Annotated in this window: 26 protein-coding genes; 10 read left to right on the forward strand and 16 right to left on the reverse strand. The window is 37.4% G+C overall.

Annotated elements, in window-relative coordinates:
- Window positions 1–12 precede the first annotated feature (12 nt).
- From NOV28_RS00820 to NOV28_RS00860, 9 genes are all read right to left on the reverse strand, one after another.
- On the reverse strand, window positions 13–1,518 hold the full coding sequence (locus NOV28_RS00820; protein ID WP_255926569.1) for a catalase: 1,506 nt from the start codon (window positions 1,516–1,518) through the stop codon (window positions 13–15).
- 127 nt (window positions 1,519–1,645) lie between these two features.
- Window positions 1,646–2,554, reverse strand: coding sequence for a pirin family protein (locus NOV28_RS00825; RefSeq protein WP_255926572.1), 909 nt, complete (start codon window positions 2,552–2,554; stop codon window positions 1,646–1,648).
- 58 nt (window positions 2,555–2,612) lie between these two features.
- Window positions 2,613–3,659 (reverse strand): LLM class flavin-dependent oxidoreductase, encoded by a 1,047-nt coding sequence (locus NOV28_RS00830; protein WP_255926574.1) that lies wholly within the window; start codon window positions 3,657–3,659, stop codon window positions 2,613–2,615.
- 14 nt (window positions 3,660–3,673) lie between these two features.
- A complete protein-coding gene (locus NOV28_RS00835) occupies window positions 3,674–4,330 on the reverse strand; it encodes an NAD(P)-dependent oxidoreductase (RefSeq protein ID WP_255926576.1) in 657 nt (218 codons plus the stop codon).
- Between the two features lie 97 nt (window positions 4,331–4,427).
- Window positions 4,428–5,303, reverse strand: a complete 876-nt coding sequence (locus tag NOV28_RS00840) for a pirin family protein (protein ID WP_255926578.1) — start codon at window positions 5,301–5,303, stop codon at window positions 4,428–4,430.
- Between the two features lie 114 nt (window positions 5,304–5,417).
- Entirely contained in the window at window positions 5,418–6,809 is a 1,392-nt protein-coding gene (locus NOV28_RS00845; RefSeq protein WP_255926580.1) for an MFS transporter, read from the reverse strand.
- Between the two features lie 47 nt (window positions 6,810–6,856).
- Window positions 6,857–7,165 carry a HigA family addiction module antitoxin gene (locus NOV28_RS00850; RefSeq protein WP_255926582.1) on the reverse strand — a complete coding sequence of 103 codons (309 nt, stop codon included), beginning with the start codon at window positions 7,163–7,165 and terminating at the stop codon, window positions 6,857–6,859.
- 216 nt (window positions 7,166–7,381) lie between these two features.
- Window positions 7,382–9,052, reverse strand: a complete 1,671-nt coding sequence (gene asnB / locus NOV28_RS00855; protein ID WP_255926584.1) for an asparagine synthase B — start codon at window positions 9,050–9,052, stop codon at window positions 7,382–7,384.
- A 229-nt stretch (window positions 9,053–9,281) separates the two neighbouring features.
- A complete protein-coding gene (locus NOV28_RS00860; protein WP_255926586.1) occupies window positions 9,282–10,487 on the reverse strand; it encodes an RsmB/NOP family class I SAM-dependent RNA methyltransferase in 1,206 nt (401 codons plus the stop codon).
- A 168-nt stretch (window positions 10,488–10,655) separates the two neighbouring features.
- Between NOV28_RS00860 and NOV28_RS00865 the strand changes: the two genes are divergently transcribed.
- Window positions 10,656–10,988 carry a zinc ribbon domain-containing protein YjdM gene (locus NOV28_RS00865; protein ID WP_255928666.1) on the forward strand — a complete coding sequence of 111 codons (333 nt, stop codon included), beginning with the start codon at window positions 10,656–10,658 and terminating at the stop codon, window positions 10,986–10,988.
- Window positions 10,989–11,235: 247 nt separating this feature from the next.
- Here NOV28_RS00865 and NOV28_RS00870 read toward each other — a convergent pair whose 3' ends face one another.
- A complete protein-coding gene (locus tag NOV28_RS00870; protein WP_255926588.1) occupies window positions 11,236–12,186 on the reverse strand; it encodes a sulfate/molybdate ABC transporter ATP-binding protein in 951 nt (316 codons plus the stop codon).
- 79 nt (window positions 12,187–12,265) lie between these two features.
- On the opposite strand from NOV28_RS00870, the gene NOV28_RS00875 reads away from it, so the two are divergent.
- Both NOV28_RS00875 and alaS read left to right on the forward strand, forming a co-directional pair.
- Window positions 12,266–12,928 carry a YceI family protein gene (locus tag NOV28_RS00875; RefSeq protein ID WP_255926590.1) on the forward strand — a complete coding sequence of 221 codons (663 nt, stop codon included), beginning with the start codon at window positions 12,266–12,268 and terminating at the stop codon, window positions 12,926–12,928.
- 204 nt (window positions 12,929–13,132) lie between these two features.
- On the forward strand, window positions 13,133–15,790 hold the full coding sequence (gene alaS, locus NOV28_RS00880; RefSeq protein ID WP_255926592.1) for an alanine--tRNA ligase: 2,658 nt from the start codon (window positions 13,133–13,135) through the stop codon (window positions 15,788–15,790).
- A 66-nt stretch (window positions 15,791–15,856) separates the two neighbouring features.
- Here the strand turns inward: alaS and NOV28_RS00885 are convergent, their stop codons facing one another.
- From NOV28_RS00885 to NOV28_RS00900, 4 genes are all read right to left on the reverse strand, one after another.
- Entirely contained in the window at window positions 15,857–16,099 is a 243-nt protein-coding gene (locus NOV28_RS00885) for a hypothetical protein (RefSeq protein WP_255926594.1), read from the reverse strand.
- Window positions 16,100–16,177: 78 nt separating this feature from the next.
- Window positions 16,178–16,672, reverse strand: a complete 495-nt coding sequence (locus NOV28_RS00890; protein ID WP_255926596.1) for a GNAT family N-acetyltransferase — start codon at window positions 16,670–16,672, stop codon at window positions 16,178–16,180.
- Window positions 16,673–16,688: 16 nt separating this feature from the next.
- Window positions 16,689–17,894: a metallophosphoesterase gene (locus NOV28_RS00895; RefSeq protein ID WP_255926598.1), complete on the reverse strand. Its 1,206-nt coding sequence runs from the start codon at window positions 17,892–17,894 to the stop codon at window positions 16,689–16,691.
- Between the two features lie 82 nt (window positions 17,895–17,976).
- Window positions 17,977–19,044 carry a 3-oxoacyl-ACP synthase III family protein gene (locus NOV28_RS00900; RefSeq protein WP_255926600.1) on the reverse strand — a complete coding sequence of 356 codons (1,068 nt, stop codon included), beginning with the start codon at window positions 19,042–19,044 and terminating at the stop codon, window positions 17,977–17,979.
- Between the two features lie 100 nt (window positions 19,045–19,144).
- Between NOV28_RS00900 and NOV28_RS00905 the strand changes: the two genes are divergently transcribed.
- The 6 genes from NOV28_RS00905 to rny all read left to right on the forward strand — a co-directional run bounded on the left by NOV28_RS00905 (window position 19,145) and on the right by rny (window position 23,830).
- Window positions 19,145–19,714, forward strand: a complete 570-nt coding sequence (locus NOV28_RS00905; RefSeq protein ID WP_255926602.1) for a hypothetical protein — start codon at window positions 19,145–19,147, stop codon at window positions 19,712–19,714.
- A gap of 7 nt (window positions 19,715–19,721) precedes the next feature.
- Entirely contained in the window at window positions 19,722–20,444 is a 723-nt protein-coding gene (gene ubiE / locus NOV28_RS00910) for a bifunctional demethylmenaquinone methyltransferase/2-methoxy-6-polyprenyl-1,4-benzoquinol methylase UbiE (RefSeq protein WP_255928668.1), read from the forward strand.
- A gap of 3 nt (window positions 20,445–20,447) precedes the next feature.
- Window positions 20,448–21,233, forward strand: a complete 786-nt coding sequence (gene porT / locus NOV28_RS00915) for a type IX secretion/gliding motility protein PorT/SprT (protein ID WP_255926604.1) — start codon at window positions 20,448–20,450, stop codon at window positions 21,231–21,233.
- A gap of 142 nt (window positions 21,234–21,375) precedes the next feature.
- Window positions 21,376–21,678, forward strand: coding sequence for a hypothetical protein (locus tag NOV28_RS00920; RefSeq protein WP_255926606.1), 303 nt, complete (start codon window positions 21,376–21,378; stop codon window positions 21,676–21,678).
- Window positions 21,678–21,965 (forward strand): cell division protein ZapA, encoded by a 288-nt coding sequence (locus NOV28_RS00925; protein WP_255926608.1) that lies wholly within the window; start codon window positions 21,678–21,680, stop codon window positions 21,963–21,965. Before NOV28_RS00920 ends, NOV28_RS00925 begins: the two co-directional genes overlap by 1 nt.
- 293 nt (window positions 21,966–22,258) lie before the next feature.
- Window positions 22,259–23,830 (forward strand): ribonuclease Y, encoded by a 1,572-nt coding sequence (rny, locus tag NOV28_RS00930; protein ID WP_255926610.1) that lies wholly within the window; start codon window positions 22,259–22,261, stop codon window positions 23,828–23,830.
- Window positions 23,831–23,892: 62 nt separating this feature from the next.
- Here rny and NOV28_RS00935 read toward each other — a convergent pair whose 3' ends face one another.
- Complete coding sequence (locus tag NOV28_RS00935) at window positions 23,893–24,357, reverse strand: acyl-CoA thioesterase (RefSeq protein ID WP_188321301.1); 465 nt, start codon at window positions 24,355–24,357, stop codon at window positions 23,893–23,895.
- A 72-nt stretch (window positions 24,358–24,429) separates the two neighbouring features.
- On the opposite strand from NOV28_RS00935, the gene NOV28_RS00940 reads away from it, so the two are divergent.
- Window positions 24,430–24,780 (forward strand): arsenate reductase family protein, encoded by a 351-nt coding sequence (locus NOV28_RS00940; RefSeq protein ID WP_255926616.1) that lies wholly within the window; start codon window positions 24,430–24,432, stop codon window positions 24,778–24,780.
- 65 nt (window positions 24,781–24,845) lie between these two features.
- Here NOV28_RS00940 and gcvT read toward each other — a convergent pair whose 3' ends face one another.
- Window positions 24,846–25,928 (reverse strand): glycine cleavage system aminomethyltransferase GcvT, encoded by a 1,083-nt coding sequence (gene gcvT, locus NOV28_RS00945; RefSeq protein ID WP_255926618.1) that lies wholly within the window; start codon window positions 25,926–25,928, stop codon window positions 24,846–24,848.
- Window positions 25,929–25,962 lie beyond the last annotated feature (34 nt).

A 25,962-nucleotide genomic window follows, 5' to 3' on the forward strand; every position in this document is an offset into this window, starting at 1 on the left:
TTGCTTTAATCATTAAGATTTTTTGGGAGCCCATTGATCATAAGGGGACATATCGAAAGCAAAAACCTCCATCATATCCAGTCCAAGGGCTTTTGCTACTCCTTCTCCGTATTCAGGATCTGCTTTGTAGCAATTTCTGATATGGCGGATTTGGATGAATTTCTCGGCTCCACCTACATTTGCGGCAGTATTTTTAAATAAAACATCGGCTTTTCCATCGGCTTTGATGATTCTGAACAAATCCCCTGGTTGGGTGAAGTAATCTTCATCATCATCCCGGAAATTATGAGCATAAGCATCACCGGAAAGTTCCAATGGTGGTTCTTTCGCGCTTGGTTGTTCCTGCCATTCGCCGTAACTGTTTGGTTCATAATGTTTTGTTGCGCCGTGATTTCCGTCCACGCGCATTTGTCCGTCTCTGTGGAAAGCATGATAAGGACATCTTGGCTTGTTAACAGGAATCTGAAAATGGTTTACGCCCAATCGGTATCGCTGCGCGTCGCCGTAAGAAAATAATCTTCCCTGGAGCATCTTGTCCGGTGAAAAACCAATTCCGGGAACAATATTGGTGGGGTTGAAAGCCGCCTGTTCAACATCCTGAAAATAATTTTCTGGGTTTTTATTAAGTTCAAATTCACCAACTTCGATGAGTGGGAAATCCTTTTTAGACCAAACTTTGGTTAAATCAAACGGATGGAATCGGTAAGTTTTTGCCTGTTCTTCGGTCATGATCTGTATAAACATTTTCCATTTCGGGAAATTGCCTTTTTCAATATTTTCGAACAAATCTTTCTGTGAAGATTCGCGATCCATTCCGATGATTTCAGCAGCTTCTTCATCTGATAAATTTTCAATTCCCTGCTGTGTTCTGAAATGGAATTTTACCCAATGACGGACATTGGCATGATTGATAAAGCTGTAGGTATGACTTCCGAAGCCATGCATGTGTCGATAACCGTTTGGGATTCCCCGGTCGCTCATCACGATGGTTACCTGATGCAGAGATTCCGGCAGTAAAGTCCAGAAATCCCAGTTGTTGTTGGCGCTCCGCATATTGGTTTTCGGATCGCGTTTTACGGCATGATTCAGATCAGGAAATTTCATCGGATCACGGAAAAAGAATACCGGAGTATTGTTTCCCACCAAATCCCAAATTCCCTCGTCGGTATAAAATTTTAAGGCAAAACCACGAATGTCTCTTTCTGCGTCGGCCGCACCACGTTCTCCGGCCACGGTAGAAAACCGTGCAAACATTTCTGTCTTTTTGCCGATTTCATTAAAGATATGGGCTTTTGTATATAGCGAAATATCGTGGGTTACGGTAAATGTTCCAAATGCGCCGGAACCTTTGGCGTGCATCCTTCTTTCCGGGATAACTTCTCTGTCGAAGTTGGCCATTTTTTCCAGAAACCAGAAGTCCTGCATCAGCATGGGTCCTCTGGCTCCCGCGGTCTGTACGTTTTGGTTGTCTGGCACAGGCGCTCCGGTCTGTCTTGTCAGTTTTTTCTTTTCTTCCATGATTATAATATTTTGTCAGATAAAGTTACAAATTAAAATAGCTTCATAAAATTCAATCTATCTAATTCTATGATATTTTTGGGTGAAAAGATAAACTGACAGGTGAATTAAACGAAGATTGCGTTTGTTATTTTGATAGTTTCCCGTTTAAAATGGCTTTGGGAAGCGGCACGAACTCTTCTTCATCTCCTACAACCAAAGGGAAAGCTTCATGATTTTGCTCGTGCCAATTGACTTTTGCCTGCTCGATGATTTCTTTATCTGAATTGACGAAATTCCAGAAAATAAAACGTTCCTCATCGAAAGGTTCGCCACCAAAAAGATAAATGGTTGCGTTTTCACCGATTTCAAATTCACATAAAGTTGCATTTTTTGCAATAAGTAATTGTTTGCCGCCGAAAGTATTTCCTTCGATATTTACATTTCCTTCCAAAACATACATGGCCACTTCGCCGAAGAGATTTTTCCCGATGCTTATTTTCTGTGCAGTTTGGCTTTTAATTTCTAAAAAAAACAATTTTGAATGAACAGGAAACGGAGATTGATGCCCAAAAAGTTCACCTGCAATTAATTTATATTGCAAATCGCCTTCATTCCAAACTGGGATATCGGCGGCTTCAGTGTGATGAAAAGTGGGCTCACTCTGCTCCAAATTTTTGGGTAAACCAACCCAAATCTGAAAACCATGAAGATTTTTGTCTGTATGTCTTAAATATTCGGGAGTTCTTTCAGAATGCGCTACGCCTTTTCCGGCGGTCATCCAATTCACCGCGCCTGGTTTTATTTCGATATCGCTTCCAAGACTGTCTTTGTGCTGAATAGATCCTTCAAAAAGATAAGTAAGCGTAGAAAGTCCGATGTGAGGATGGGGTGGCACGTCCAGATTCTGGTAATCTTTCAGGGCGGCAGGTCCCATGTGGTCAATAAAAACAAAAGGTCCTACCGCACGTTTTTCTCTGAAAGGAAGCAGTCTTCCTACCAAAAAGTTTCCAATGTCGGCCGCTTTTTCTTCTATAATTAATCCGATGTTTGACATGATTGAATTGTTTTTTTTAATGTTACAGCAATGCTAAGATAAACAATCTCAACAATATTTAGTTGACGCCTAACCTTCTTTTTACCTCCGGAATAACCTGTGTTGCAAATAGCTCAATGGATTTCATTGTGAGTTCATGAGGAACAAAACCCATACTTGCTTGCGCAAAAAATCGGGTGAAACCGAAAAGTTCGTATTCATAAATGATTTTTTCCACTACTTGTTCCACGCTTCCGACCATAAGTGATCCTTCCGGACTTCTCATGAACTCAAACTGTTCGCGGGACATTGGTTGCCAACCGCGGCTTCTCCCTACACGATCCATCATTTGGGCGTAATAAGGGAAAAATTCGTCGGCAGTTTTTTCGCCATCTTCTCCTACAAACATATGGTTATTGATTCCCACCTGTAAATCTTCTGGTTTTACTCCATTTTCTAAAGCGAATTTATTATAAAGATTAATAAATGGCGCAAACTGACTTGGCATTCCACCGATAATTGCGAGCATCAATGGAAGATGAAGTTTTGCTGCACGCACCGCAGAAGTCGGAGTTCCGCCTGCTGCAAGCCAAATTGGAAGTTCGCCGTTCAATGCTCTTGGATAAACTCCCAAATCGTGAATTGGCGCACGAAGAGTTCCGCTCCATGAGATTTTTTCTTCCTTATTGATTTTGAGTAAAAGATCGAGTTTCTCTTCGAATAGTTCGTTATAATCATTCAAATCAAATCCGAACAAAGGAAATGATTCAATGAAGGAACCGCGACCCGCCATGATTTCTGCTCTTCCGCCGGAAATAGCATCTACCGTTGCGAATTGCTGATAAACCCGAACCGGATCTTCAGAACTTAAAACTGTTACAGCGCTGGAGAGTTTAATGTTTTTTGTAACTGCCGCAGCCGCCGCTAAAACAGTGGTTGGTGACGAAACCGCATAATCTGGGCGGTGATGTTCGCCAATTCCGAAAACATCAATGCCCAAATCGTCGGCCAGTTTTATTTCTTCTAAAAGATTTTTTATTCTTTGGTGTGCATTAAATCCTTTCCCGGAAGCAGTTTCCGGAGCCATATCGGCAAAGGTCATCAAGCCAAATTCGATCTTTTTCATAATTTCCGTTACAATTAATAAGCCGCTGTGAAAATTTGATGTTTGAATTTTTTGTTTTCAAGTTCATCAACAACCGCAACTGCCAAATCCTGAACGGAATGTCTGGAGCGTCCTTCTTCATCAAAAACAGGCGAATCTGTTGCCAATCGGTATTTTCCGGTTTTGGTTTGGTCTTCGCTGAAACTGCTCATTTCTAAAGCGGGGCTGAAAAACTCCCAATCGAGGTTTTCGTTTTTGGAAAGATTTTCAACAAAATATTTCTTCACTGCACTTGCTGCTGGATAAATTTCTTCTGGGAAATCCGGTCCGTCAACGATATGATTTCCATCAATTTTCAAAGTTCCTGCACCTCCGATGACGATCAGTTTTTTCACACCAGAATTTTCAACCGCGTTTTGAATTGATGCTGCACCTTTCAAATATTCTTCGTGAATATTGGGATTTGTCCAGCCCGGATTATAGGCGCTGATAACTGCGTCACTATCTTTCACAGCTTCTGATAAATCGTTTTCGTTGAAAATGTCGATGTTATTTTTTTGAAGATTTTCGTTTTCTATGGTGATTTTATCTGTATTCCTTGCGATGGCATTTACCTGATAATTTCTTTCTAAAAGTTCATTAAGAATGGCGTTTCCTACAAAACCTGTAGCGCCGATAAGTGATATTTTCATTTTATTTAAATTTTAAAATTAGTTGTTATTGTTTGTTGTAATAAAATTAGTGTAAAAAATTGCAGTTAAAACGTTAATGGATGTTTTTAACAAAATTTTAATCTTCCAAATAGCCGAATTTTCCTCTATTGTAATCATCAAAAGCTTGAATAATTTCCTCGCGAGTATTCATTACGAAGGGGCCATGTGGATAAATAGGTTCATTTAATGGTTCTCCACTGATTACTAAGACAATGGAGTCTTCAGTTGCTTCAATGGTGAAATTTTCGCCTTTATTTTCGAACAAAACGAAATGATCGGTTGGAACTTTTTCTTCTCCGTTGACTATAATGCTTCCTTCAATGACCAAAGCTGCTGTATTGAAATTTTCCGGAAAGCTGAAGTCTGCTTTTCCACCTTTTTTCAATTTAGCATTCATTAAATTTATTGGGCTGAACGCGGAAGCTGGGCCTTTTTCTTCTTGGTAATTTCCTGCAATTAGTTCGATGAATCCGTTTTCTCCAAGATCCACTTTTTTCATTTCTGAATTTTTAATGGCTTGATATTTCGGAGGACTCATTTTGTCTTTTGCCGGAAGATTTACCCAAAGTTGCACCATTTGGAAAATTCCGCCTTCTTTTGCCCATTCGGTTTCGTGGAATTCTTTATGAAGAACTCCTGAAGCTGCGGTCATCCACTGCACGTCGCCTTCGCCGATGATTCCGCCTCCGCCTGCGCTGTCGCCATGTTCCACACGACCTTTGTAGGCGATGGTTACCGTTTCGAAACCTCGGTGCGGATGAACGCCAACTCCGCGGGGAGTGTCGGTTCCGGAAAAATGGAATTTTGAATTGTAATCCAACATGAGAAAAGGATCCATTCTTTTCATATCCAAATGATATCCGCTCGGAATAAAATTATGTACTCTGAAACCATCCCCAACAAAATGTGGAGGTTTTGGTGCTGCGATGAGTTCTATTTTTTTAGTTGCCATTGTGTTGTATTTTGATGATACAAAAGTACTTCAGCTAAATGGCAAAAACATTGATCTAGGGTAAGAACGTATCACGCTGTAAATCAGTGGATTTTGTAAATAAAGATTTTGAAATTATTCCGATTTCATATTTTCGCCATCTTTTGTATGAAGACGTCGGAAAACAAAACCGGAAAGAATAGTAAGGATTCCTACTACAAAAAAGGTGTAGCGAAAGGCAAGGTGTGGATTTTCAGCTTTTGCTTCGAAGGATTTTAAAATAATCAGTCCAAAGGCGATTCCGAAACCAATGGCCAATTGCTGATTTACAGCAAGCAAAGAGTTTCCACTACTTGTATGATCGTTTCGCAAATCGGCGATGGAAATCGTGTTCATCGAAGTAAACTGGATGGAATTGAAAAAACCGAGCACCGCAATAATCGGAATAAACCAGAAAATAGAAGAGTGAATTCCCGGAATTCCGAGGCAACAAATGAGCGCACCGATGATGAACGTATTGATCATCAAAGTTTTTCGGTAGCCGAATTTATTTAAAATATGAATAACGTAAGATTTTCCGAACATCGCTGTTAAAGCCATCGGAGCAACAATCCACCCAGAAATTACCGCAGTTTCCTGATAAGCAATTTGTATCATTAAAGGTAAAAGTAAAGGAATTGAACTGATTCCTAATCGAGTAGCGAGATTTCCTAAAATTCCCACACGAAACGTTCTCACTTGGAAAAGATTCAATGGGAAAATAGGGTTTTGGGTTTTGCTGGCGTGTTTGTAATAGTAATAAATCATCAAAAAGCCCAAGATGAAAATCAACAAAACCGGCGTCGTATGCGTAGTATTTCCAAATAATTCTAATGAAATGGAAAGCAATAAAGACGCGGAAGCGAAAATGATAAACCCTTTCAAATCAAATTCTGAAGCGGCAGATTTATAATTCGGCATGAACTTCAGTCCTAAAACAATTCCGATTAAACCAATAGGAATATTAATGAGAAAAATCCAATGCCAGGAAAGATAATCCACCATATAACCACCGACTAACGGACCCAAAACTGGCCCGATTAATGCAGGAACAATCGCGAAATTCATCGCTTTCAGCAATTCGTTTTTGGGATAAGTTTTGATGAGCGCTAATTTTCCGACTGGTGTCATCAAACTGCCACCAACACCTTGTATCACTCTGGAAATTACCAAATGCATCAGGTTTTGAGAAAATGCACAAAACAAAGATCCTGCACTGAAAATAATCAATGAGAAAATAAAAATTTTCTTGGTTCCGAATTTATCTGCCAAAAAACCGCTAACCGGCATGAATAAAGCCAAAGTCAACACATAACTGATGATGGCATTTTGCATATTCAATGGCGATTCGTTCAAATCTCTCGCTATCGAAGGTAGGGAAGTGTTGAGAATGGTAGAATCGAGCATCTGCATAAAAATCGCCGTCGCCAAAATAAGCGGAAGGAACTTTTTCACAGAAGGATTTGGGGTGTTAATGGTTTCAGACATTAAACAAAATTAGAAAAATCCTGTGATTTAGCACAGGATTTAGAATTTTAAGCAACGTTTTCTTTCTCTTTTCGTATTCGATTAATTCTCGTCACCTCGCTCGATTTTTCTTTTAATTCATTTTCAATATCGTAATCGTCTTGCAGTCCGAGCCAAAATTTTGGGGAATTTCCAAAGTAAGCACTTAGTCTCACTGCGGTATCAGCGGAAATTCTTCTATTTCCTTTAATGATTTCTGAAATTCTGGTTTGGGGAATTTCCAAATCTTTCGAAAGTCTATATTGCGAAATTTCGAGCGGAACCAAAAATTCCTCTAATAATATTTCTCCGGGCGTTATATTTCTTAATTTTTCCATGTTTTTCAATTTAATGATAATCTAAAATTTCAACTTCAAACGCATTTCCATTTTCCCATTTGAAAATAATTCTCCATTGATTGATAAATGGATTTCTTTGAATTATTCGTGTTTCAAAATTATAAATTCTATCACAAATTTTCTTCATAAAAAAACACCCCTAAAAAGATTAAACTTCTTAAGGGGTATTTCAAATTTTTCAAATCTAAATATCAATTAATAACTGTCTTCGTGAACGCTTATTACGGCTCTACCACTTGGATCGTTGGCGTTTTTAAAGGCTTCATCCCATTCTAAAGCGATAGGTGTGGAGCACGCAACCGACGGAACCGACGGAACTGTAGCCGCTGCGGTTTCGCTAGGGAAATGCTCTTCGAAAATCGTTCTGTAGCGGTATTCTTCTTTGTTTTGAGGCGTGTTCAGCGGGAATCGGAATTTTGCGTTCACCATCATCTCGTCTGTCACTTCTTTTTCGGCAACTTCTTTTAAAGAATCAATCCATGAATAGCCAACTCCGTCGGAAAACTGCTCTTTTTGCCTCCAAGCGATGGATTCCGGCAACAAATCTTCAAAAGCTTTTCTCAGCATCCATTTTTCGATTTTTGGTTCGTGCGCGGTAACCATTTTGTCTTTTGGATTTTGGCGCATCGCAACATCCATAAATTCCTTATCCAAGAAAGGTACGCGGCCTTCGATTCCCCAGCTCATCAATGCTTTATTGGCACGCAAACAATCGTATAAGTGAAGTTTTCCTAATTTTCTTACGTTTTCTTCATGAAATTCTTTCGCATTTGGCGCTTTGTGGAAATAAAGATAACCTCCGAATAATTCATCACTACCTTCGCCCGAAAGCACCATTTTTATTCCCATCGATTTGATGACTCTTGCTAATAAATACATCGGTGTGGAAGCCCTTACGGTAGTTACATCATAAGTTTCCAAGTGATAGATCACATCGCGAACCGCATCCAAACCTTCCTGAACGGTAAAATGAACTTCATGATGAATAGAGCCGATGTGATCCGCAGCTTTTTGTGCAGCAACCAGATCTGGGCTTCCTTCCAAACCTACCGCAAAACTATGTAAACGCGGATACCAAGCTTCCTGAGTATCGCCACTTTCGATACGGTTTCGCGAATATTTTGCAGTTACCGCAGAAATAATCGAAGAATCCAGTCCTCCGGAAAGCAAAACGCCATAAGGAACGTCGCTCATCAATTGTCTGTGAACGGCTTCTTCCAATGCTTTTCTCAATTCAACTAAATCGGTGGTGTTGTCTTTTACGTTTTCAAAATCTTCCCAATCTCTTTTGTACCATTGCTGCAACTCGTAACCATCGAGGCTGTAAAGAAAATGTCCCGGCAAAAATGTTTCGATGGTTTTGCAAACGCCTTCCAAAGCTTTCAATTCAGAAGCTACATAATAACTTCCGTGTTGATCCCAACCTTGGTAAAGCGGGCAAATTCCCATGTGATCGCGGGCAACGAAATAAACATCATTTTCGATATCATATAAAGAAAAAGCGAAAATTCCATTCAGTTTATCCACGAAATCTTTCCCATATTTTTTGAATAAAGGAATGATGACTTCGCAATCCGATTCGGTTTGAAATTCGTAATCGGGAAATTCTTTTCTGAGTTCTCTGTGGTTATAAATTTCACCATTTACGGCAAGAACGATTTTTTTATCATTCGAAAACAAAGGTTGTTTCCCGGAAGTTGGATCTACAATCGCCAATCTTTCGTGAGAGAAAATTACTTTTTCGTCTTGAAAAATTCCGCTCCAATCCGGTCCGCGGTGACGAATTTTCTTAGACATTTCTAAAACCTGAGGTCTTAGGATTTCGGTTTTTTGTTTGGCATCAAACAAACATACAATTCCGCACATAGATTTATAATTATAAGTAATTGTTAATAATTGATTAATTTTGTTCTGCAAACATAAAGTAAATGTTTATAAAACAAAATAATGTTAAGCAAAATAAGAATATTTTACTAAAATTAGCTTTTAAAGCGGAAAAAATTAAGTTGAAAGGAGAAATTTAGAGAATCTGGTGGAAAAAATTCAAAAAAAAAGCAGACAAATGCCTGCTTTACGTTTCGTTAATGACTTTTATTTAAGTATTCCGCTGAATCAGCGCCATATAAAACCCGTCGAAACCTTCGCTCGGCATTATTTTTTCTTCTTTTATTAAAGAAAATCCGTCGTTGTTTTTCAGGAAAGTTTCTACTTGTTCGTTGTTTTCGCTTGGCAAAATTGAGCAAGTTGCGTAGATCATTTTCCCTCCTTTTTTAATGATTTTCGAATAATCTTGAAGAATTTGCTGTTGTTCTTTTTTAATTCTGTCGATGAAATCTTGGTCGATTTTCCATTTAGAATCGGGGTTTCTTTTCAAAACTCCCAAACCGGAACATGGCGCGTCAATCAGCAATCTATCGGCTTTTTCGTGTAATCTTTTGATGACTTTCGTATCGGTAATTTCTCGGGTTTCGATATTGTGAGCGCCGGCTCTTTTTGCTCTGCGTTTCAGTTCAGCCAATTTCCAACCATGAATATCCATCGCGATAATTTGACCTTTATTTTTCATCAAAGCCGCTAAGTGAAGGGTTTTTCCGCCTGCTCCAGCGCAAGCATCTACGACGCGCATTCCTTCGTGAACGTCCAAAAGTTCACCGATTTTTTGCGAAGAAGCATCCTGAACTTCAAACAAACCATCTTTGAAAGCCGAAGTTAGAAAGACATTCTTCTTTTCCGCGAGTTGAATCGCATCGGGATAATTTCTAATTTGGAAACTTTCTACATTTTCATCATTCAAATCGGAAACTAATTCTTTTGCGCTGGTTTTCAAAGTATTAGCTCGTAAAATTGTCGGAGCTTGCTCGTTCAAAGCTTCCATTTCGCGTTCCCATTTTGAGCCCAATTCTTTTTCCAAAGTTTCGGCGAGCCATTCAGGAATCGAATATTCCACAGCTTTCGTAGGAACCGTATTTTTCTTGAGTTTATTGAGGATATCGGCGTTTTTAATTCCGTCGAACTCTTCAAATTTTTTGTAATGCGTTTTGGTCCAAAGGCAATAAGCGAGAATCATTTTGTAGATATTTCCCGGTTTTGCGCCTTCTCCCATGTAATATTCGAGGCGTTTTTTCCAACGGATGATGTCATAGAAAATCTGTGAAACCACTTTTCGGTCTTCGCTGCCCCATTTTCTGTTGGCTTTCAAAAGTCGTTCTATGACCTTGTCGGCGTATTTTCTGTCTTCAAAAAAAGTTTCTTGCAAAGCATCGTGAATTCCGATGAGGAGGTTTCTGTGTATAAGTTCCATTGGGAGATTTTAATAATTGAATTTTAGTTTTTTATCCTAAAATTTTTGCAAAAATACGGAATTTATATTTTAAAGTTTTAAAGGTCTTGTATCTATAAATATTCAGGAAAATGAGGATTTGACGGGAATGATAAAAAATATTACTTTTGCATGATAAAAATAGAAGAAATGAGCGATACTATTATCTGCCCGAAATGCCAATCTGAATTCACTTATGAACAGGATAATCTGATGGTTTGTTCCCAGTGTTTTCTCGAGTGGGATCCGAAAGAAGCATCAAATGATGATAAAATTTTAGACATGAATGGAAACGAGTTGCAAAACGGAGATTCTGTAATCGTGATGAAAGATTTGCCGGTGAAAGGCGCACCAAAACCGGTGAAAGCTGGAACAAAAGTGAAAAATATCCGTTTGAGACCGGATTCTGATCATAATATCGATTGTAAAATTGATGGTTTCGGAGCGATGGCTTTGAAATCTGAGTTTGTAAAGAAAGCGTAAGCAATTTTCCAAATAACAATATTAAACACGTTTCGGCGTGTTTTTTTTTGTCGATAAGACATAAAAAAAGGAAAAGTTTGGACAGGGTTCTTTTCCGGACTTGGTTGTTCGAGAACCGAACTAATTTCGTCTTAAAGTTGGAAAGAGAATTAACCAAAATTTTCCTTATTCGGGAAGTGTAAAGTTAAGTTTTTTCAAAGATAATGCCAATGATTTCTATTGAAAATCTTTCATTGTTGGGAAAATATCAGGTGAATTCTAAATCAACTGTATTTTTTAGTGGCTGTTCAGAGTAAACAACCAGTTTTTTTTCGTTCAAGGAAATTTTGTTCCAGAAATGGTTTCCTGCGAAGCGACTTTCCAAAACTTCAGCTTTCATTTTTTGGTCATTATTTTCTCCATTTGAAATTTTAATTTCGTGTGGAAACCAGAAGTTTTTTGTAAGATTCCAATGCTTTTTTTCATCATCAGAAAATACATTTACTTCACCAAATAATTTCGCAACATATTCATTATAAGGGTTTTTGTAAGTTTCTTCAGGCGAATCGTTTTGAATGAGTCTGCCTTCCTGAAGCACAATAATTTGATCGAGCCACGGCATTACTTCCTGAATCTCGTGCGTAGAAATCAGCATTGAGATATTTTTTTCCTTTACATAATTAAATAATCTTTCTCTAAGTTCTACTTTTCGTGAAAAATCGAGATTGCTGAAAGGTTCATCCAGCAAAAGCAGTTTAGGCATTACCGAAAGCGCGCGCGCAATCGCAACTCGTTGTTGTTGACCGCCACTTAAATATTTAGGTAAAACTGAAGCGTATTCTTCCAAACCAACTACCGCGAGCAATTCCATCACTTTTGTCTTTTTTTCAACCAAATTAATGTTCGACAGGAATTTCCCGACATTATCAGCGACGGTTGCGTAAGGCATTAAATCATAATTTTGTGCCACCAGTTTCATTTCCGGTTCACCTGGAACAAGGTTTTTCTTGGGGCCGAAAATAGGTTTTCCATCGAAGATGATTTCGCCTTTTTCCCAATCGAGTAAGCCGTAGATTAGGTTCAGTAATGTAGATTTTCCGCAACCGCTTTCACCTGCAAGAGCAATGATTTTGCCTTCGCTGATTCGCAGATTGAGGTTGTGAAAAAGCTTTTTTTCAGGATTGTATGAAAAAAATAATTGATTGATTTCTAAAAGCATATTGCGAAAATAACATTTTTATAAATAATCTAAATTTTTTTTATTAATTTAGCAAAACAATTAAAATTTGATTTTTTAAATGAAAACGGTAATCAAAACTACGATATTTTCAGCATTTATAGCAGGGATTTTATTGATTTCCTGCGGAAAAGACAAACCTTTATCCAGCGAAAGCAACGTGGTTTCTACTTCAAAAGAAGGAGATGTTTTTGTGTTGGATACGCTCAACAGCCGTATCGAATGGAAAGGTTTCAAAGTTGTGAAAACCGATAATACCAGTCATTTCGGAACATTGAAATTTGAAAGTGGAGAAGTAACGGTCAATAAAGGCAAGTTGGAAAGCGGAAAGTTCGTTGCTGATATGAATTCCCTAACATCAGTTGATTTAAAAGATGATGCCGAACAAATGAGTAAATTGAATGGACATTTGAAAAGTGGCGATTTCTTTGAAGTAGAAAAATTTCCAACGGCTTCTTACGAAATTACCAAGGTTTCAGAAAATACTTCCGGAGGAGATTACAATACCGTTTTAGATGGTAATCTTACCATTAAAGGAATTACAAAACCGGTTCAGTTTAATGCAAATGTTGCCCTAAAAGAGGGTGTTGTAAGCATTGCAACCGAACCTAAAGATATAAATCGCGAAGATTTTGGAGTGAAATTCCAAATGCCTGTTGCGAATGGTTTGATCAAAGATGAAATGAACCTACAGATCTTAGTGAAAGCCATGGAAAAGAAATAAAAAAAAATTTTTTTTATTTAAGTGTAATAAGTGATGTAAATCCGTCTCATTCTGTGGGGCGGATTTTTTAATAAACTTTTGTTCTTCAAGATATAAGATTAATTTTCAAGACTATAATTTGCCTTCATTTTTTACCTTAAAATTTCCTAAATTTGCATTCTTACAAAAACGCCAAAAAGCAATCGCTAAAAGCAAAACTCAACTATGACTTCACAACAGATACGAAAACAGTTTTTAGATTATTTTAAAGAAAAGGGACACCTTATCGTTCCTTCCGCGCCAATTGTACTGAAAGATGATCCAACTTTGATGTTCTCCAACTCGGGAATGACGCAGTTTAAGGATTATTTTCTTGGTTACAAACAACCGAAAGCTCCCCGAATTGCCGATACTCAAAAATGTTTAAGAGTTTCCGGTAAACACAACGATTTGGATGATGTAGGTCGCGATACTTACCATCACACAATGTTCGAAATGCTTGGGAACTGGTCTTTTGGCGATTATTTCAAGAAAGAAGCCATTGCTTTTGCGTGGGAATTGTTGACTGAAGTTTATAAAATTCCAAAAGAAAATCTTTACGTTACGATTTTTGAAGGTGATGCTTCTGAAAATTTAGAACGCGACCAAGATGCTTACGATTACTGGAAATCCCACATCGACGAAAGCAGAATTATCAACGGAAACAAGAAAGATAATTTCTGGGAAATGGGAGAGAGCGGACCTTGTGGACCTTGTTCTGAAATTCATGTTGATTTGAGGTCTGATGAGGAAAAAGCGCTTGTTCCTGGAATCGATTTGATCAATAACGATCATCCGCAAGTGGTGGAAATCTGGAATAATGTATTCATGGAATTCAATCGAAAAGCTGATGGTTCATTAGAGAAATTGCCTTCACAACACGTGGATACCGGAATGGGTTTTGAGCGTTTGTGTATGGCTTTGCAAGGAAAAAAATCCAATTATGATACCGATGTTTTCACGCCTTTAATTGCTAAAGTTGAAGAACTTTCAGGGAAAAAATACACTGGGATTTTAGAAGATGAAAAAGACATTGCGATTCGTGTTGTGGTAGATCATATTCGTGCTGTAGCATTTGCAATTGCCGATGGACAGCTTCCTTCGAACGGTGGAGCAGGTTATGTGATCCGAAGAATTTTAAGAAGAGCAATTTCCTATTCTTACCGATTTTTAGGAATGAAAGAACCTTTCCTTTTCGAATTGGTAGCGGTTTTAAAGAAAGAAATGGGCGAATTTTTCCCAGAATTGGTGAAGCAAGAAAAATTGGTAACCGAAGTAATCAAAGAAGAAGAAACTTCTTTCTTGAAAACCATCGAACACGGTTTGAAAAGAATCGATTTAATCATCAACGAAACTCTTTCCAGAAATGAAAAAACACTTCCTGGAGCCGAGGTTTTTGAATTGTATGACACTTATGGTTTCCCTGCAGATTTGTCGAGAATTATTGCCGAAGAAAAGAATTTAACCGTTGACGAAAAAGGTTTTGATGAAGAAATGGAAAAGCAAAAACAGCGTTCCAAAAAATCATCGGCTCAGAAAGTTCACGATTGGGTTATTTTAGAAGAAAAACAAGAAGTTTTTGTTGGTTACGACCAAACAGAAGTTGAGACATACATCACCCGTTACCGAAAAATAGAGAATAAAGATGGAGAATTTTACCAAATTGTACTCTCGAAATCTCCTTTCTATCCGGAAGGTGGTGGACAAATCGGTGACAAAGGAATCCTGATTCCAAGCTATACTGAAGGTTTTGATATCGCAAACCCTGATGTTTTTGATATTACGAATTGTAGCGAAATTGTTGAGGTTTTGGAAACCCGAAAAGAAAACAATTTGATCGTTTCTTTAATTAAAGATTTACCGAAAGATGCAGGTGCCGTTTTTTATGCAAAAGTAAACACCACAGACCGTAAAAATACTCAAGCGAACCACTCGGTAACGCATTTGTTGCACGAAGCTTTGCGCGAAGTTTTGGGAACTCACGTTGAGCAAAAAGGATCTTTCGTAGGTCCAGACTATCTTCGTTTCGATTTCTCGCATTTCTCGAAAATGAGCGATGAAGAACTGAAACTGGTTGAGGAAAAAGTGAATACGAAAATTAAAGAAAACATTGCGTTGCAGGAGTTTAGAAATATTCCGATTGCAGAAGCGATGGAGAAAGGTGCGATGGCGCTTTTCGGTGAAAAATATGGCGATACCGTGCGAATGATTCAGTTTGGAACTTCGCGGGAACTTTGTGGGGGAACTCATGTGAAAAGCACCGGTGAAATCGGTTATTTTAAAATTCAGAATGAAAGTTCAACTGCGGCGGGAATTCGCAGAATTGAAGCAATTTCTGGAGATAAATCTGCAGAATATTTCCAAAATTTAGAACTTCAGATTAAAGAAATTTCTGCATTATTGAAGTCCAAAGATTTAGCAAAATCAGTAGAAAAATTAATGGAAGAAAATTCCGCTTTGAAATCAGAGGTAGAATCATTGAAAAAAGAAAAAGCCAAAGGCGAAACCGCTAATTGGAAAAACGATTTTACAGAAAGTGGAGATAAAAAACTTTTGGTAAAAAAAGTTTCAATGGATGCCGGAAGTGTGAAAGACATCGTTTTCCAACTGAAAAAAGAGGTTGAAAACTCCGTGATCATCATTCTTTCCGATGCTGATGGAAAACCTATGATTACGGTAGGCGTTTCGCAAGATTTGGAAGCCAATTACCACGCAGGAAATATCGTGAAAGATTTAGCGAAAGAAATCCAAGGCGGTGGTGGAGGAAATCCTGGATTTGCTACTGCAGGTGGAAAAAACCTAGATGGAATTGAAAATGCTTACCAAAAAGCTTTAGCATTATAAAAAGTCAATTTATAGAGCAAAAAAAAATCCCGAAACTTCATTCGGGATTTTTTTTGATATTGTTTATTATTTGTTTCCGCCTCCTCGGGTGATTAATGCGATAATAATGATAAGAACTAAGGCTCCGATTACCCAAACTATTGGGTTGCTCATCCAATCAGCACCCATTGCATCCGTTCCTTTGTTTACATCTACATCAACCTTTAAATCTGCAGCTTTATCTTGTGCTTTAACTGCAATTGTAGCAAAATTTGCAAATAATGCTAATGCGAAAATCTGAATTTTGGTAAATAAGTTAGCTCGTGTCATAAGTTTATTTTTTAATGTTATGAATTGAGACATTCTAAAACTGTACCAAAATATATTAAATGAGAAATTTAATGATGATTAAAGATGCAATTCCATCAAAAAATCATCCATCACATAGCCGTTTCCGATGTCGAAAACCCCTTCCTTATAAACCGTAAATCCTTGTTTTTCATAGATTTGCTTCGCTGAATTGTTTTTGTTGACATTCAGAATGATTCGGTTGTTGGATGTTTCCGAAGTTTTTTCTTTAAGGAAATTAATTGCAGCTTTTCCAAGACCAAGACCTTTGAAATCCTCTAAAAGATAAATGCGATGGAGTTTGGTGGTGTTTTTTTCGTAATGGAATTCAAAACCGATAAATCCGGCTGCAATATTATCTTTTAGAATTAAATAATATTGATAATTGGGATTTTCGAGTTGCTTTGAAATTTCTTCATGTGAATACATTTGCTGCAACATATAATCGATTTGTTCTTGCGAAAGAATCTTTTTATATGCAGCATTCCATGATTGATTTGCCAATTCCCGAATCTGCGGAATGTCTGCTTTTATAGCTTTTTTAAATGAAATCATTGGGTTTAAAAAAGAATTAAACAAGTTCAATTAAAGTAATTTCCGGCTCAATTCCTACTCTTCCCGGGAAAGCAATTACACCGAAACCGCGGTTTACATAAAGATATTTGCCGGAACTTTCATATAAATCTGCCCATTTTTTGTAGCGATATTGCACCGGCGACCAACGAACATTTTTTAAATCAAGGCCAAATTGCATTCCGTGGGTGTGTCCGGAAAGCGTGAGTTGTACATTGGAAGGATGGTTTTTCACCACCGCATCGAAATGGGTAGGATCGTGGCTCATCAATATTTTTGCGGTATCAGCGGGAATTCCGGCGGACGCTTTATTTAAATCGCCGTATTGCGGAAATGGTTTTTCGCCCCAGTTTTCAACTCCCAAAATATAGAGTTTTTCCCCGTTTTTCTCGATAATCCGGTGTTCATTTCTCAACATTTCGAAGCCGGCTTGCTTTTGTAATTTAATTAAATTAGGAATGTTTTGGGCTTTTTCTTCAGCAGAATTCCATTCGGCATAATCACCATAATCGTGGTTTCCCAAAATTGAAAACTTACCATCTTTCGCTTGAATTGTAGAAAATAATGGAACGAACGGTTCAAATTCACTGGCGAAATTATTGACCATATCGCCGGTGAATAGGACTAAATCTGCTTTTTGCTCATTTATTAAATCAATGGCTTTTTGCAATTTTTCTGGATGAAAAAAACTTCCTGAATGCACATCGGAAATCTGTATGATTTTGTAACCTTTGAAAATTTCTGGCAAACCTGCGATTTTCAATTTTACTTTTCTTACGCTGTGGCGGTACTTTCCGAAGATAATTCCATCGATCACTAAAGCAGAAAAAATTCCGGCAATTCCTAAACCGATGAGGCTTATGAATTGTCTTCGCTCTGGAAAATAGGTTTCCGGTTTTACGAAAAAGGTAAAAAGATATCTGAAAAACCTTCCGATGTCTTCAATTAAAAGGAAAAATACAATGAAAAGCTTAGGAAGCAGAAAAATTAAAAAAATGGAAGAAACGATTTGTATCCGATGATGATCGCGGTCGCTTCGTTTGAAATTGAGTAATTCGTAGATGAAAAATCCGTACACAAAAAGCGTTACAATCCAATACCCAATACGCAACCAGTTGTTGGAGGTGAGGGTTTTAAATGCTTGATAAACATAGAATTCCAGAATAAAAATAATTCCGGTGATGATTAAAAAATTTTTCTGCATAAGTAGATTTCAATAAAAAAGCACAAAATGGTTTTTTGTGCTTCTTATGTTTTGTTTAAATATTTTATTTCGAAAAATAGGTTTAAGGAAATCTGTAAACAATTGCATTAATGTTCATTCCTGCGCCAACTGAAGCGAAAACGATATTGCCTTTGTCTTTGAATTGGTGACCTTTCATATTTCCTTTTCTGATCAAATCAAACATCGTAGGAATCGTAGCTACAGAAGAATTTCCGAATTCTTGAATTGTCATTGGAGCAATGTCGTGATCATAATCGGATTTTCCGTAGAGTTTGTGCAGCCTCGAAATCATTGCATAATCCATTTTAGCATTGGCTTGGTGAATTAATATTTTATCGATATCATCGATGGTTAAATCTGCTTTATCAATGGTTTCTTTGATGGCATCCGGTACATATTTTAAAGCGTACTCGTAAATTTTTCTTCCGTGCATTCTGATGTAGAGCGGTCTACGATCTTCATCTTTTTTTAGAGATGGCGCGTTTTCCAGATAATTCAGTTCTACATTGTTATCACAGTACGTTGCATCAGCAATGATTCCAACATTTTCTTCGTCTGTAGCTTTTACTACTACCGCACCAGCTCCGTCGGCAAAAATCATTTTGTTTCTGTCGAAAGCATCGGTAACTCGGCTTAAAGTTTCAGAACCAACAACTAGAATAAGTTTTGCTTTTTTTGCTTTAATTAAAGTATCTGCCAAAATCATGGCTTCTACCCAACCTGGACAACCGAAAATCATGTCGTAGTTCACGCATGTGCGGTTCTGTATTCCCAATTTATTTTTAACTCGTGCAGACATGGAAGGCATAAAATTGGTCATCCCATTTCTATCTACTTCACCAAAATTACTCGCGTAGATGATGTAATCTATTTCTTCCTGGTCGATATTCGCATCAGCGATGGCTTCTTTTGCGGCTCTGTACCCTAAGTCGGAGTTGAATTCATCATCTTCCAAATATCTTCGGTTTTCAATTTCTGTAATGTCTACAAATTTCTGAATGATTTCTTCGTTAGGTTTGTCTATTTCGTCACCTTCATCGGTATAGAAAACGGAATCCATAAAATGTTCTCGGCCGATAATTTTTGTAGGAATATAACTTCCTGAACCTATAATGATTGTATTGGGCATATTGTAATAGAAAATTTCCGACAAAGTTAAGAATTAATATTGTATCGGCTTGAATGAAAATTATTATTAAATTTGCAAAAGTTTTTTTATAACAAACAATATGAAAATGAGTGCGTCCACAAAAGGTCTGGTAATTTCGTTGATCACGGTACTTCTTGCCTTTGGGATTTACTTTTTGTTCCTTTCTAAAAAAAATTATTACCTAGTTGATAATCCTACCAATAACACTTTTTATTTCAAAATTAATAATGGTAGTGAAAATATTATTGCTCCCGGACAAAAACTGCATGTAGATTTATCGAAAGGGAAAAATCAAATCAAGGTTTTCGACGGACAGAAAAAAATGCTCTACGATTCTGGTTTTGTAGTCAATAAAGATCGTGGATTGCTGAATATTGCACATCAGGATTATTATATCAATGAGCAATTTTACGGTTACGGACTTAATAAAGATTCATTGATTGCTGCCAGAAAAGCTACCGTAATTGATGGAAAAAACTATCTCAACGAGCCTAAACATTTCAATAAATTATATACCGACGATTTCTATTTCAATATTGACGAAGATTACGATAAAATTGTGAAAAACGTACAGAAAGTAGAATCGCGCACCAAGATTTTCAGAAAACAGGACTTTCTGAATTATTACAAAGAATACTATCAATTTTAAATACAACATTTTGAACCAAGTAAAACCATACAACACTGAAGCAGGAAAAAAGAGTGAAGTTGAAGATATGTTCGACAATATCGCTCCCAAATACGATTTACTGAACCACGTACTTTCCATGAAAATAGATGTGCTGTGGAGAAATACTTTGGTAAAATGGATGCAGAAAGACCAACCGAAAGAAGTTCTGGATGTAGCGACAGGAACCGGAGATTTGGCAATTGCTGTACAAAAAGGAACTTCGGCGAAAGTAGTTGGTTTGGATCTTTCCCAACAAATGCTGAACGTAGGAATCGAGAAAATTAAAAAACTTAATTTAGACGAACAAATCTCGATGCAGAAAGGCGATGCAGAAAACCTTCCGTTCGAAAGCAATAAATTCGATGCAGTTTCCGTTGCATTTGGAGTGAGAAATTTCGAAAATTTAGAGAAAGGTTTAGCTGAACTTAGAAGAGTGGTGAAAGAAAATAAAAGCGTATATATTTTAGAATTTTCTAAGGTTGAAGGCTTTTTGGGACCTTTTTATATGTTTTATTTTAAAAATATTTTGCCACAAATCGGTAAATTGGTTTCCAAAGACAACAGAGCGTACACTTATCTTCCAGATTCGGTAAACGCTTTCCCGTTTGGCGAAAAAATGAAAAACATTCTTCTAAATACCGGTTTCAAGAAAGTAGAATACAAAAAACTAAGCTTAGGAATCGCAACGATTTATAAGGCAACCAAATAAAATATGGGAAAAACAGTTTTAAAAATCAATTTGCTTACGGCAATTTTTGTAGCATCATTGATGAATGCGCAACTCTTCCGTACCAAAGACCGAATGGACAATCTGGAAGGATTTGATAACCAAAAGTTCAGCTACGGTTTTTATCTTGCCGGAAACAATTTCGATTATAAACTGGTTTTGGATCCAAAATTTGGGATGGATGGGGATAAAAATCTCGTACGAACCAAATCTTCTTATAGTTTCGGTGCCGGATTAATCGGTAAATTGAGGTTGAATGACAATTTCGATTTAAGATTTGAACCGGGATTACAATTTGTTGAAAGAGAAGTGTATTTCGATACTCAATCGAATGATCAATATGCGTCAGGAACAACTGCGTATCCGCCTTTTATTCCAAGAACGCTCACCGAAGCCGACAAATTAAGAACCGTAAAATCCACTTATGTTGATTTACCGTTGCTTATTGAAGTTCATGGCGACAGATGGTACAATTCCCGTCCATATGCTGCAGCCGGAGTGAATTGGATGATGAATTTGCAATCGAACAACAAAGCGACCGACGATAATCAACAAGGAATTTTCCGAACTACCGCAAGCAATTTTGCTTGGTCCGCTGAGCTTGGAATTCAGTTTTATTTCAGTAGATTCAAACTTACGCCGGGTTTCCGTGGAACGTTTATGATTAACGACGAAATGGTTTCCGACAATCCTGATACACCACCTTATTGGAACGCCGCCATCGCCAATGGAAAAACCCGCGCATTGATGTTTGTTTTAAAATTTGAATAAGGAAAAAACGAGATATAAAATTTAAAGAGAAAGTAAATCAATGCTTTCTCTTTTTTATTTCAATAAATTGTTGAAATAATTCCTCAATTCAAATTAAAATTTTATATTTTTGCTAAATAGTTAGAATTAATTAAGCCTGAAAATGCTCAAAGATTTAGAAAATAACTTTTCGGTTTTAGAAAAAAAGATTCTGAGTGTAACTAAGAATTACCGGAATTTGGACGAAAAGTATGCAGAATTGTCTAAAGAGCATGACGAATTGAAGAAGAAATATGACGAGGAAAAAAGAAAAAACCAGGTTTTAGCAGAAGAACAAAAAAACATAAAATTGTATTCAGCCATTACAGGAAATCCTGATCACAACCGATTGATGAAAAACCACATCAACCGATTGATCAAAGAAGTGGATAACTGCATTGCTGAACTTCAAAACAGCGGGTTGTAATGGAAGTAAGAAGAATTACCATCAACATAGCCGGACGTAATTATCCGCTGAATGTACCTGCCGCTGAAGAAGAAACTCTTCGGAAAGTGGGAAAACAGATTGAAGCAATGATTAAAGATTTTGAACAAAATTTTGACGTGAGGGATAAACAAGATGCTTTGGCAATGTGCGCCTTAAAACTGGGTACCAACGCAGAAGTATCATCAATCTCCAACGAAAAAAATATACAAGCTTCCAACGAAAGGTTAATGCAGATTAACCGCTTGCTGGAGGAACTGGAAAAGTAGATTTTTCTTTTCCAAAATACAACTGCCTACAATAGTTCTAACACATTAAGGTAAACTCAACGCTAAACAATTACCGGACGAAAGTTCACTTGATGGCGCGCCGACTTGCTCGGATTACAGAAAGTGAAAATCAGTTCAAATCGTGTTGATTAGGAGTTTACTCTAAATCACTGAATTATTGTGGGCTTTTTTTTATCTTAAAAGTGGATGAAAAACAATTAACAAAACCGATTTCAAAATGGAAAATCCACCTTTGAAATCATTTAAATAAAGGAACATTAAACTAAACATATATGACAACAACCGCAATTATTATCGGTATTGTTTGCTTGGTTTTGGGAGCTATTATAGGAATGTTATTTTCTAAAAGCTCGCTCAACGCAAAAGCAAAATTCATCATTCAGGATGCAAAGAAAAATGCCGAAAACCTTATAGAAAAAGCCACTGTGCAGGCCGAATCCATTAGAAAAGAAAAACAACTTCAGGCCAAAGAAAAGTTTTTGGAACTGAAATCTCAGCACGATGCCGATATTCAATCAAGAGAAAAGAAGATGCAGGATGCTGAAAAAAGAATTAAAGACAAAGAAAACAAACTCAATGATGAGTTGAGCAAAACCGGGAAACTAGAAAAGGATTTGGACAGACAAATCGCCGATTACAGCAAAAAACACGAAATCCTTGAAAGAAAACAACATGAATTGGATATTGCTACTTCGCAAAAAGTAGAAATGCTAGAAAAAATCGCCAATTATTCTGCCGATGAAGCAAGAAATGAATTGATAGAATCCCTAAAAGCAGAGGCGAAAACAAGAGCTCAAGCGCACGTTCAGAGCATTATGGAAGAAGCGAATCTTAACGCAAAACAGGAAGCGAAAAAGATTGTAATTCAGACCATTCAGCGAATCGGAACCGAGCAAGCGATTGAAAATTCAGTTTCAGTTTTCAATATTGAATCGGATGAGGTAAAAGGTAGAATTATCGGTAGAGAAGGTAGAAATATCCGTGCTTTGGAAGCTGCAACCGGTGTTGAAATCATCGTTGATGATACTCCGGAAGCGATTTTGCTTTCATGTTTCGATCCGGTGAGAAGAGAAATCGCAAGACTTTCACTTCACCGTTTGGTAACCGACGGAAGAATTCACCCAGCGAGAATTGAAGAAGTGGTAGAAAAAACCAAAAAACACATCGAAGAAGAAATCATCGAAGTGGGAAAAAGAACCGTCATCGATTTAGGCGTACACGGACTTCACCCAGAATTGGTGAAAATCGTAGGAAGAATGAAATTCAGATCTTCTTATGGCCAAAACCTTTTGCAACACTCCAGAGAAGTAGCAAATATCGCTGCAACAATGGCTGCAGAATTGGGTTTAAATGTAAAAATGGCAAAAAGAGCAGGTTTGCTTCACGATATCGGAAAAGTTCCGGAGCAAGAATCCGAACTTCCACACGCGCTTCTTGGGATGCAATGGGCGGAGAAATATGGTGAAAATCCAGAAGTGGTTAACGCGATTGGAGCTCACCACGACGAGGTTGAAATGACTTCTTTGTTGTCGCCAATCATTCAAGTTGCCGATGCGATTTCCGGAGCGAGACCGGGAGCGAGACGCCAAGTTTTGGAATCTTATATCCAAAGATTAAAAGATTTGGAAGCTGCTGCGCTAAGTTTTGATGGCGTTTCCAGTGCTTATGCGATTCAGGCGGGACGTGAGCTTCGTGTGATGGTGGAAAGCGGGAAAGTAAATGATGACCAATCTTCCCAACTTTCTTATGATATTTCAGAAAAAATTCAAAATGAATTGACTTATCCAGGACAAGTTCGAGTAACGGTAATCCGCGAAACCAGATCAGTAAATATTGCAAGATAGTTTCTTGTTATCGATAATAAAAACCTTCCGATTTCCAGGAAGGTTTTTTTTTGAAATAATTTTTATAAAAACGGCTTCATCTCATCTTCTATATTTTTTCGAAGATCCATAAGCTTTATGGCGTATTGTTCCATTTGTTTTTCAGCTTCAGTTTCGGGTTCGAATTTTGGAACTTGTACTGAATTTCCTTCATCATCGACTGCCACAAAAACAATGATACAGTGGGTTTTCTTTTCAAAATCTTTTCGCTTGATATTTCTGGAAAATACATTGATGGCAATATGCATGCTCGTACTTCCGGTATAGATTACTTCCGCTTCAACTTTCACGATGTGACCAATTTTTATGGGAGAATAGAAGCGGATTCCGCCCACATAAACGGTTACACAATAGCTGGAGCTCCACGAGCTTGCGCAAGCATAACCAGCCTGGTCGATCCATTTCATTACACTTCCGCCGTGTACATTTCCGCCATAATTTACATCGCTGGGTTCGGAAATAAACTGAAAAACGGTTTTTGTCTGCATTTTTTACATAAATTTTGAATAAAGATATTGATAAAATTTTTAAATTCCTTTTATTAAGACTATTTTTGAAAAATGAAAAAAGTATTTTATTTAAAAACCTGCGATACCTGTCTGAAAATTCTTAAAAAATTCAGTTTAAAGGATTGGGAATTGCGCGAAATAAAAATAAACCCGATTTCAACCGAAGAACTGGAACAGATGTATCAGTTAGCGGGTTCTTATGAGGCGCTTTTCAGTAAGAAATCGAATCAAATCAAGTTGAGAGAACTCAATTTAAAAACAATGACAGAAGACGATTATAAAGAATTGATCTTAGATCATTATACCTTTTTGAAAAGACCAGTTTTTATGACCGACAAAGAGATATTCATCGGAAACGAGAAAAAAAATCTGGAAGCGCTCCGAAGTTTCTTCGCAGAGTAAAAAAAACCGTCTGAAGGAATTTCAGGCGGTTTTATAATTAATGATTCAATAAAACGAATTCAGTTTTATACGAAAGGCAATTTCACAACTTTCGCAGGAATATTTTTATTTCTAATTTGAATGAAAATTTCTGAACCTATTTTGAAATGAGGTTTTGCAACGTAAGCTAGTCCAACTCCTACTGATTTCATTGGGCTCATCGTTCCGGAAGTTACTTTTCCTATTTCGTTTCCATCGGCATCTACAACCAAGTAATCATGTCTTGGGATGGCTCTTTCCTGCATTTCGAAACCTACTAATTTTCGGGTAACGCCTTCTTCTTTTTGTTTCGCTAGGAATTCTTTGTCCACAAAATCTTTATCGAATTTGGTGATCCATCCCAAACCAGCTTCTAGTGGAGAAGTGGTATCATCAATATCGTTTCCGTAAAGACAAAATCCTTTTTCCAATCTCAAAGTGTCTCTGGAAGCAAGTCCGCAAGGAATCAATCCGAATTCTTCACCAGCTTCGGTAATAGAATCCCATATTTTTTCGGCACTTTCATTTTTAAAATAAACTTCGAAACCTCCACTTCCGGTATAACCTGTGTTGGAGATTATCACGTCGGAAACTCCCGCAATAGTCCCAATCGTAAAGTGATAATAAGGAATGTCTGAAAGTTGCGTGTCGGTTAATTTCTGAAGCGTTTCCGTAGCTTTTGGACCTTGAATGGCGATCAAAGACATTTCGTCCGAAGCATTGGTGAGTTTCGCACCGAATTTTTCTTTGTATTTTGAAATGTGATTCCAATCTTTATCGATATTGGAAGCATTTACCACCACGAAATATTTTTCATCGGCCATTTTATAAACGATCAAATCATCTACAATTCCACCATTTCCGTTGGGAAGGCAAGAATATTGCGCTTTTCCGTCTTCCAGAGTGTCTACATTATTAGTCGTTACATATTGTAGTAAATCTTTTGCAGAAGGTCCTTCCACAAAAAACTGCCCCATGTGGGAAACATCGAAGATTCCTACTTTTTCACGTACAGCAAAGTGTTCTTCCGTAACGCCGGAATATTGTACAGGCATTTCGAAACCTGCAAAAGGTACCATTTTTGCGCCCAAAGAAACATGTTTGTCAAACAGCGCAGTTCTTTTCTCCATTCTTTAAATTTATTAATTAGATTATATTTCGATT

It is taken from the genome of Kaistella montana (genome assembly GCF_024436175.1).
Classification (GTDB): Bacteria; Bacteroidota; Bacteroidia; order Flavobacteriales; family Weeksellaceae; genus Kaistella; species Kaistella montana.

Coding starts and splice junctions, on each gene's coding strand:
- NOV28_RS00920 (WP_255926606.1), top strand. CDS start 21,376: ATGCTCAAAGATTTAGAAAATAACTTTTCGGTTTTAGAAAAAAAGATT.
- NOV28_RS00850 (WP_255926582.1), bottom strand. CDS start 7,165: ATGGAAAAATTAAGAAATATAACGCCCGGAGAAATATTATTAGAGGAA.
- NOV28_RS00875 (WP_255926590.1), top strand. CDS start 12,266: ATGAAAACGGTAATCAAAACTACGATATTTTCAGCATTTATAGCAGGG.
- NOV28_RS00940 (WP_255926616.1), top strand. CDS start 24,430: ATGAAAAAAGTATTTTATTTAAAAACCTGCGATACCTGTCTGAAAATT.
- porT (WP_255926604.1), top strand. CDS start 20,448: ATGGGAAAAACAGTTTTAAAAATCAATTTGCTTACGGCAATTTTTGTA.
- NOV28_RS00860 (WP_255926586.1), bottom strand. CDS start 10,487: ATGGAACTTATACACAGAAACCTCCTCATCGGAATTCACGATGCTTTG.
- NOV28_RS00935 (WP_188321301.1), bottom strand. CDS start 24,357: ATGCAGACAAAAACCGTTTTTCAGTTTATTTCCGAACCCAGCGATGTA.
- NOV28_RS00820 (WP_255926569.1), bottom strand. CDS start 1,518: ATGGAAGAAAAGAAAAAACTGACAAGACAGACCGGAGCGCCTGTGCCA.
- NOV28_RS00900 (WP_255926600.1), bottom strand. CDS start 19,044: ATGCCCAATACAATCATTATAGGTTCAGGAAGTTATATTCCTACAAAA.
- NOV28_RS00840 (WP_255926578.1), bottom strand. CDS start 5,303: ATGGCAACTAAAAAAATAGAACTCATCGCAGCACCAAAACCTCCACAT.
- NOV28_RS00905 (WP_255926602.1), top strand. CDS start 19,145: ATGAAAATGAGTGCGTCCACAAAAGGTCTGGTAATTTCGTTGATCACG.
- alaS (WP_255926592.1), top strand. CDS start 13,133: ATGACTTCACAACAGATACGAAAACAGTTTTTAGATTATTTTAAAGAA.
- NOV28_RS00885 (WP_255926594.1), bottom strand. CDS start 16,099: ATGACACGAGCTAACTTATTTACCAAAATTCAGATTTTCGCATTAGCA.
- NOV28_RS00830 (WP_255926574.1), bottom strand. CDS start 3,659: ATGAAAAAGATCGAATTTGGCTTGATGACCTTTGCCGATATGGCTCCG.
- NOV28_RS00890 (WP_255926596.1), bottom strand. CDS start 16,672: ATGATTTCATTTAAAAAAGCTATAAAAGCAGACATTCCGCAGATTCGG.
- NOV28_RS00865 (WP_255928666.1), top strand. CDS start 10,656: ATGAGCGATACTATTATCTGCCCGAAATGCCAATCTGAATTCACTTAT.
- NOV28_RS00925 (WP_255926608.1), top strand. CDS start 21,678: ATGGAAGTAAGAAGAATTACCATCAACATAGCCGGACGTAATTATCCG.
- asnB (WP_255926584.1), bottom strand. CDS start 9,052: ATGTGCGGAATTGTATGTTTGTTTGATGCCAAACAAAAAACCGAAATC.
- NOV28_RS00835 (WP_255926576.1), bottom strand. CDS start 4,330: ATGAAAATATCACTTATCGGCGCTACAGGTTTTGTAGGAAACGCCATT.
- NOV28_RS00870 (WP_255926588.1), bottom strand. CDS start 12,186: ATGCTTTTAGAAATCAATCAATTATTTTTTTCATACAATCCTGAAAAA.
- gcvT (WP_255926618.1), bottom strand. CDS start 25,928: ATGGAGAAAAGAACTGCGCTGTTTGACAAACATGTTTCTTTGGGCGCA.
- NOV28_RS00895 (WP_255926598.1), bottom strand. CDS start 17,894: ATGCAGAAAAATTTTTTAATCATCACCGGAATTATTTTTATTCTGGAA.
- rny (WP_255926610.1), top strand. CDS start 22,259: ATGACAACAACCGCAATTATTATCGGTATTGTTTGCTTGGTTTTGGGA.
- NOV28_RS00825 (WP_255926572.1), bottom strand. CDS start 2,554: ATGTCAAACATCGGATTAATTATAGAAGAAAAAGCGGCCGACATTGGA.
- NOV28_RS00845 (WP_255926580.1), bottom strand. CDS start 6,809: ATGTCTGAAACCATTAACACCCCAAATCCTTCTGTGAAAAAGTTCCTT.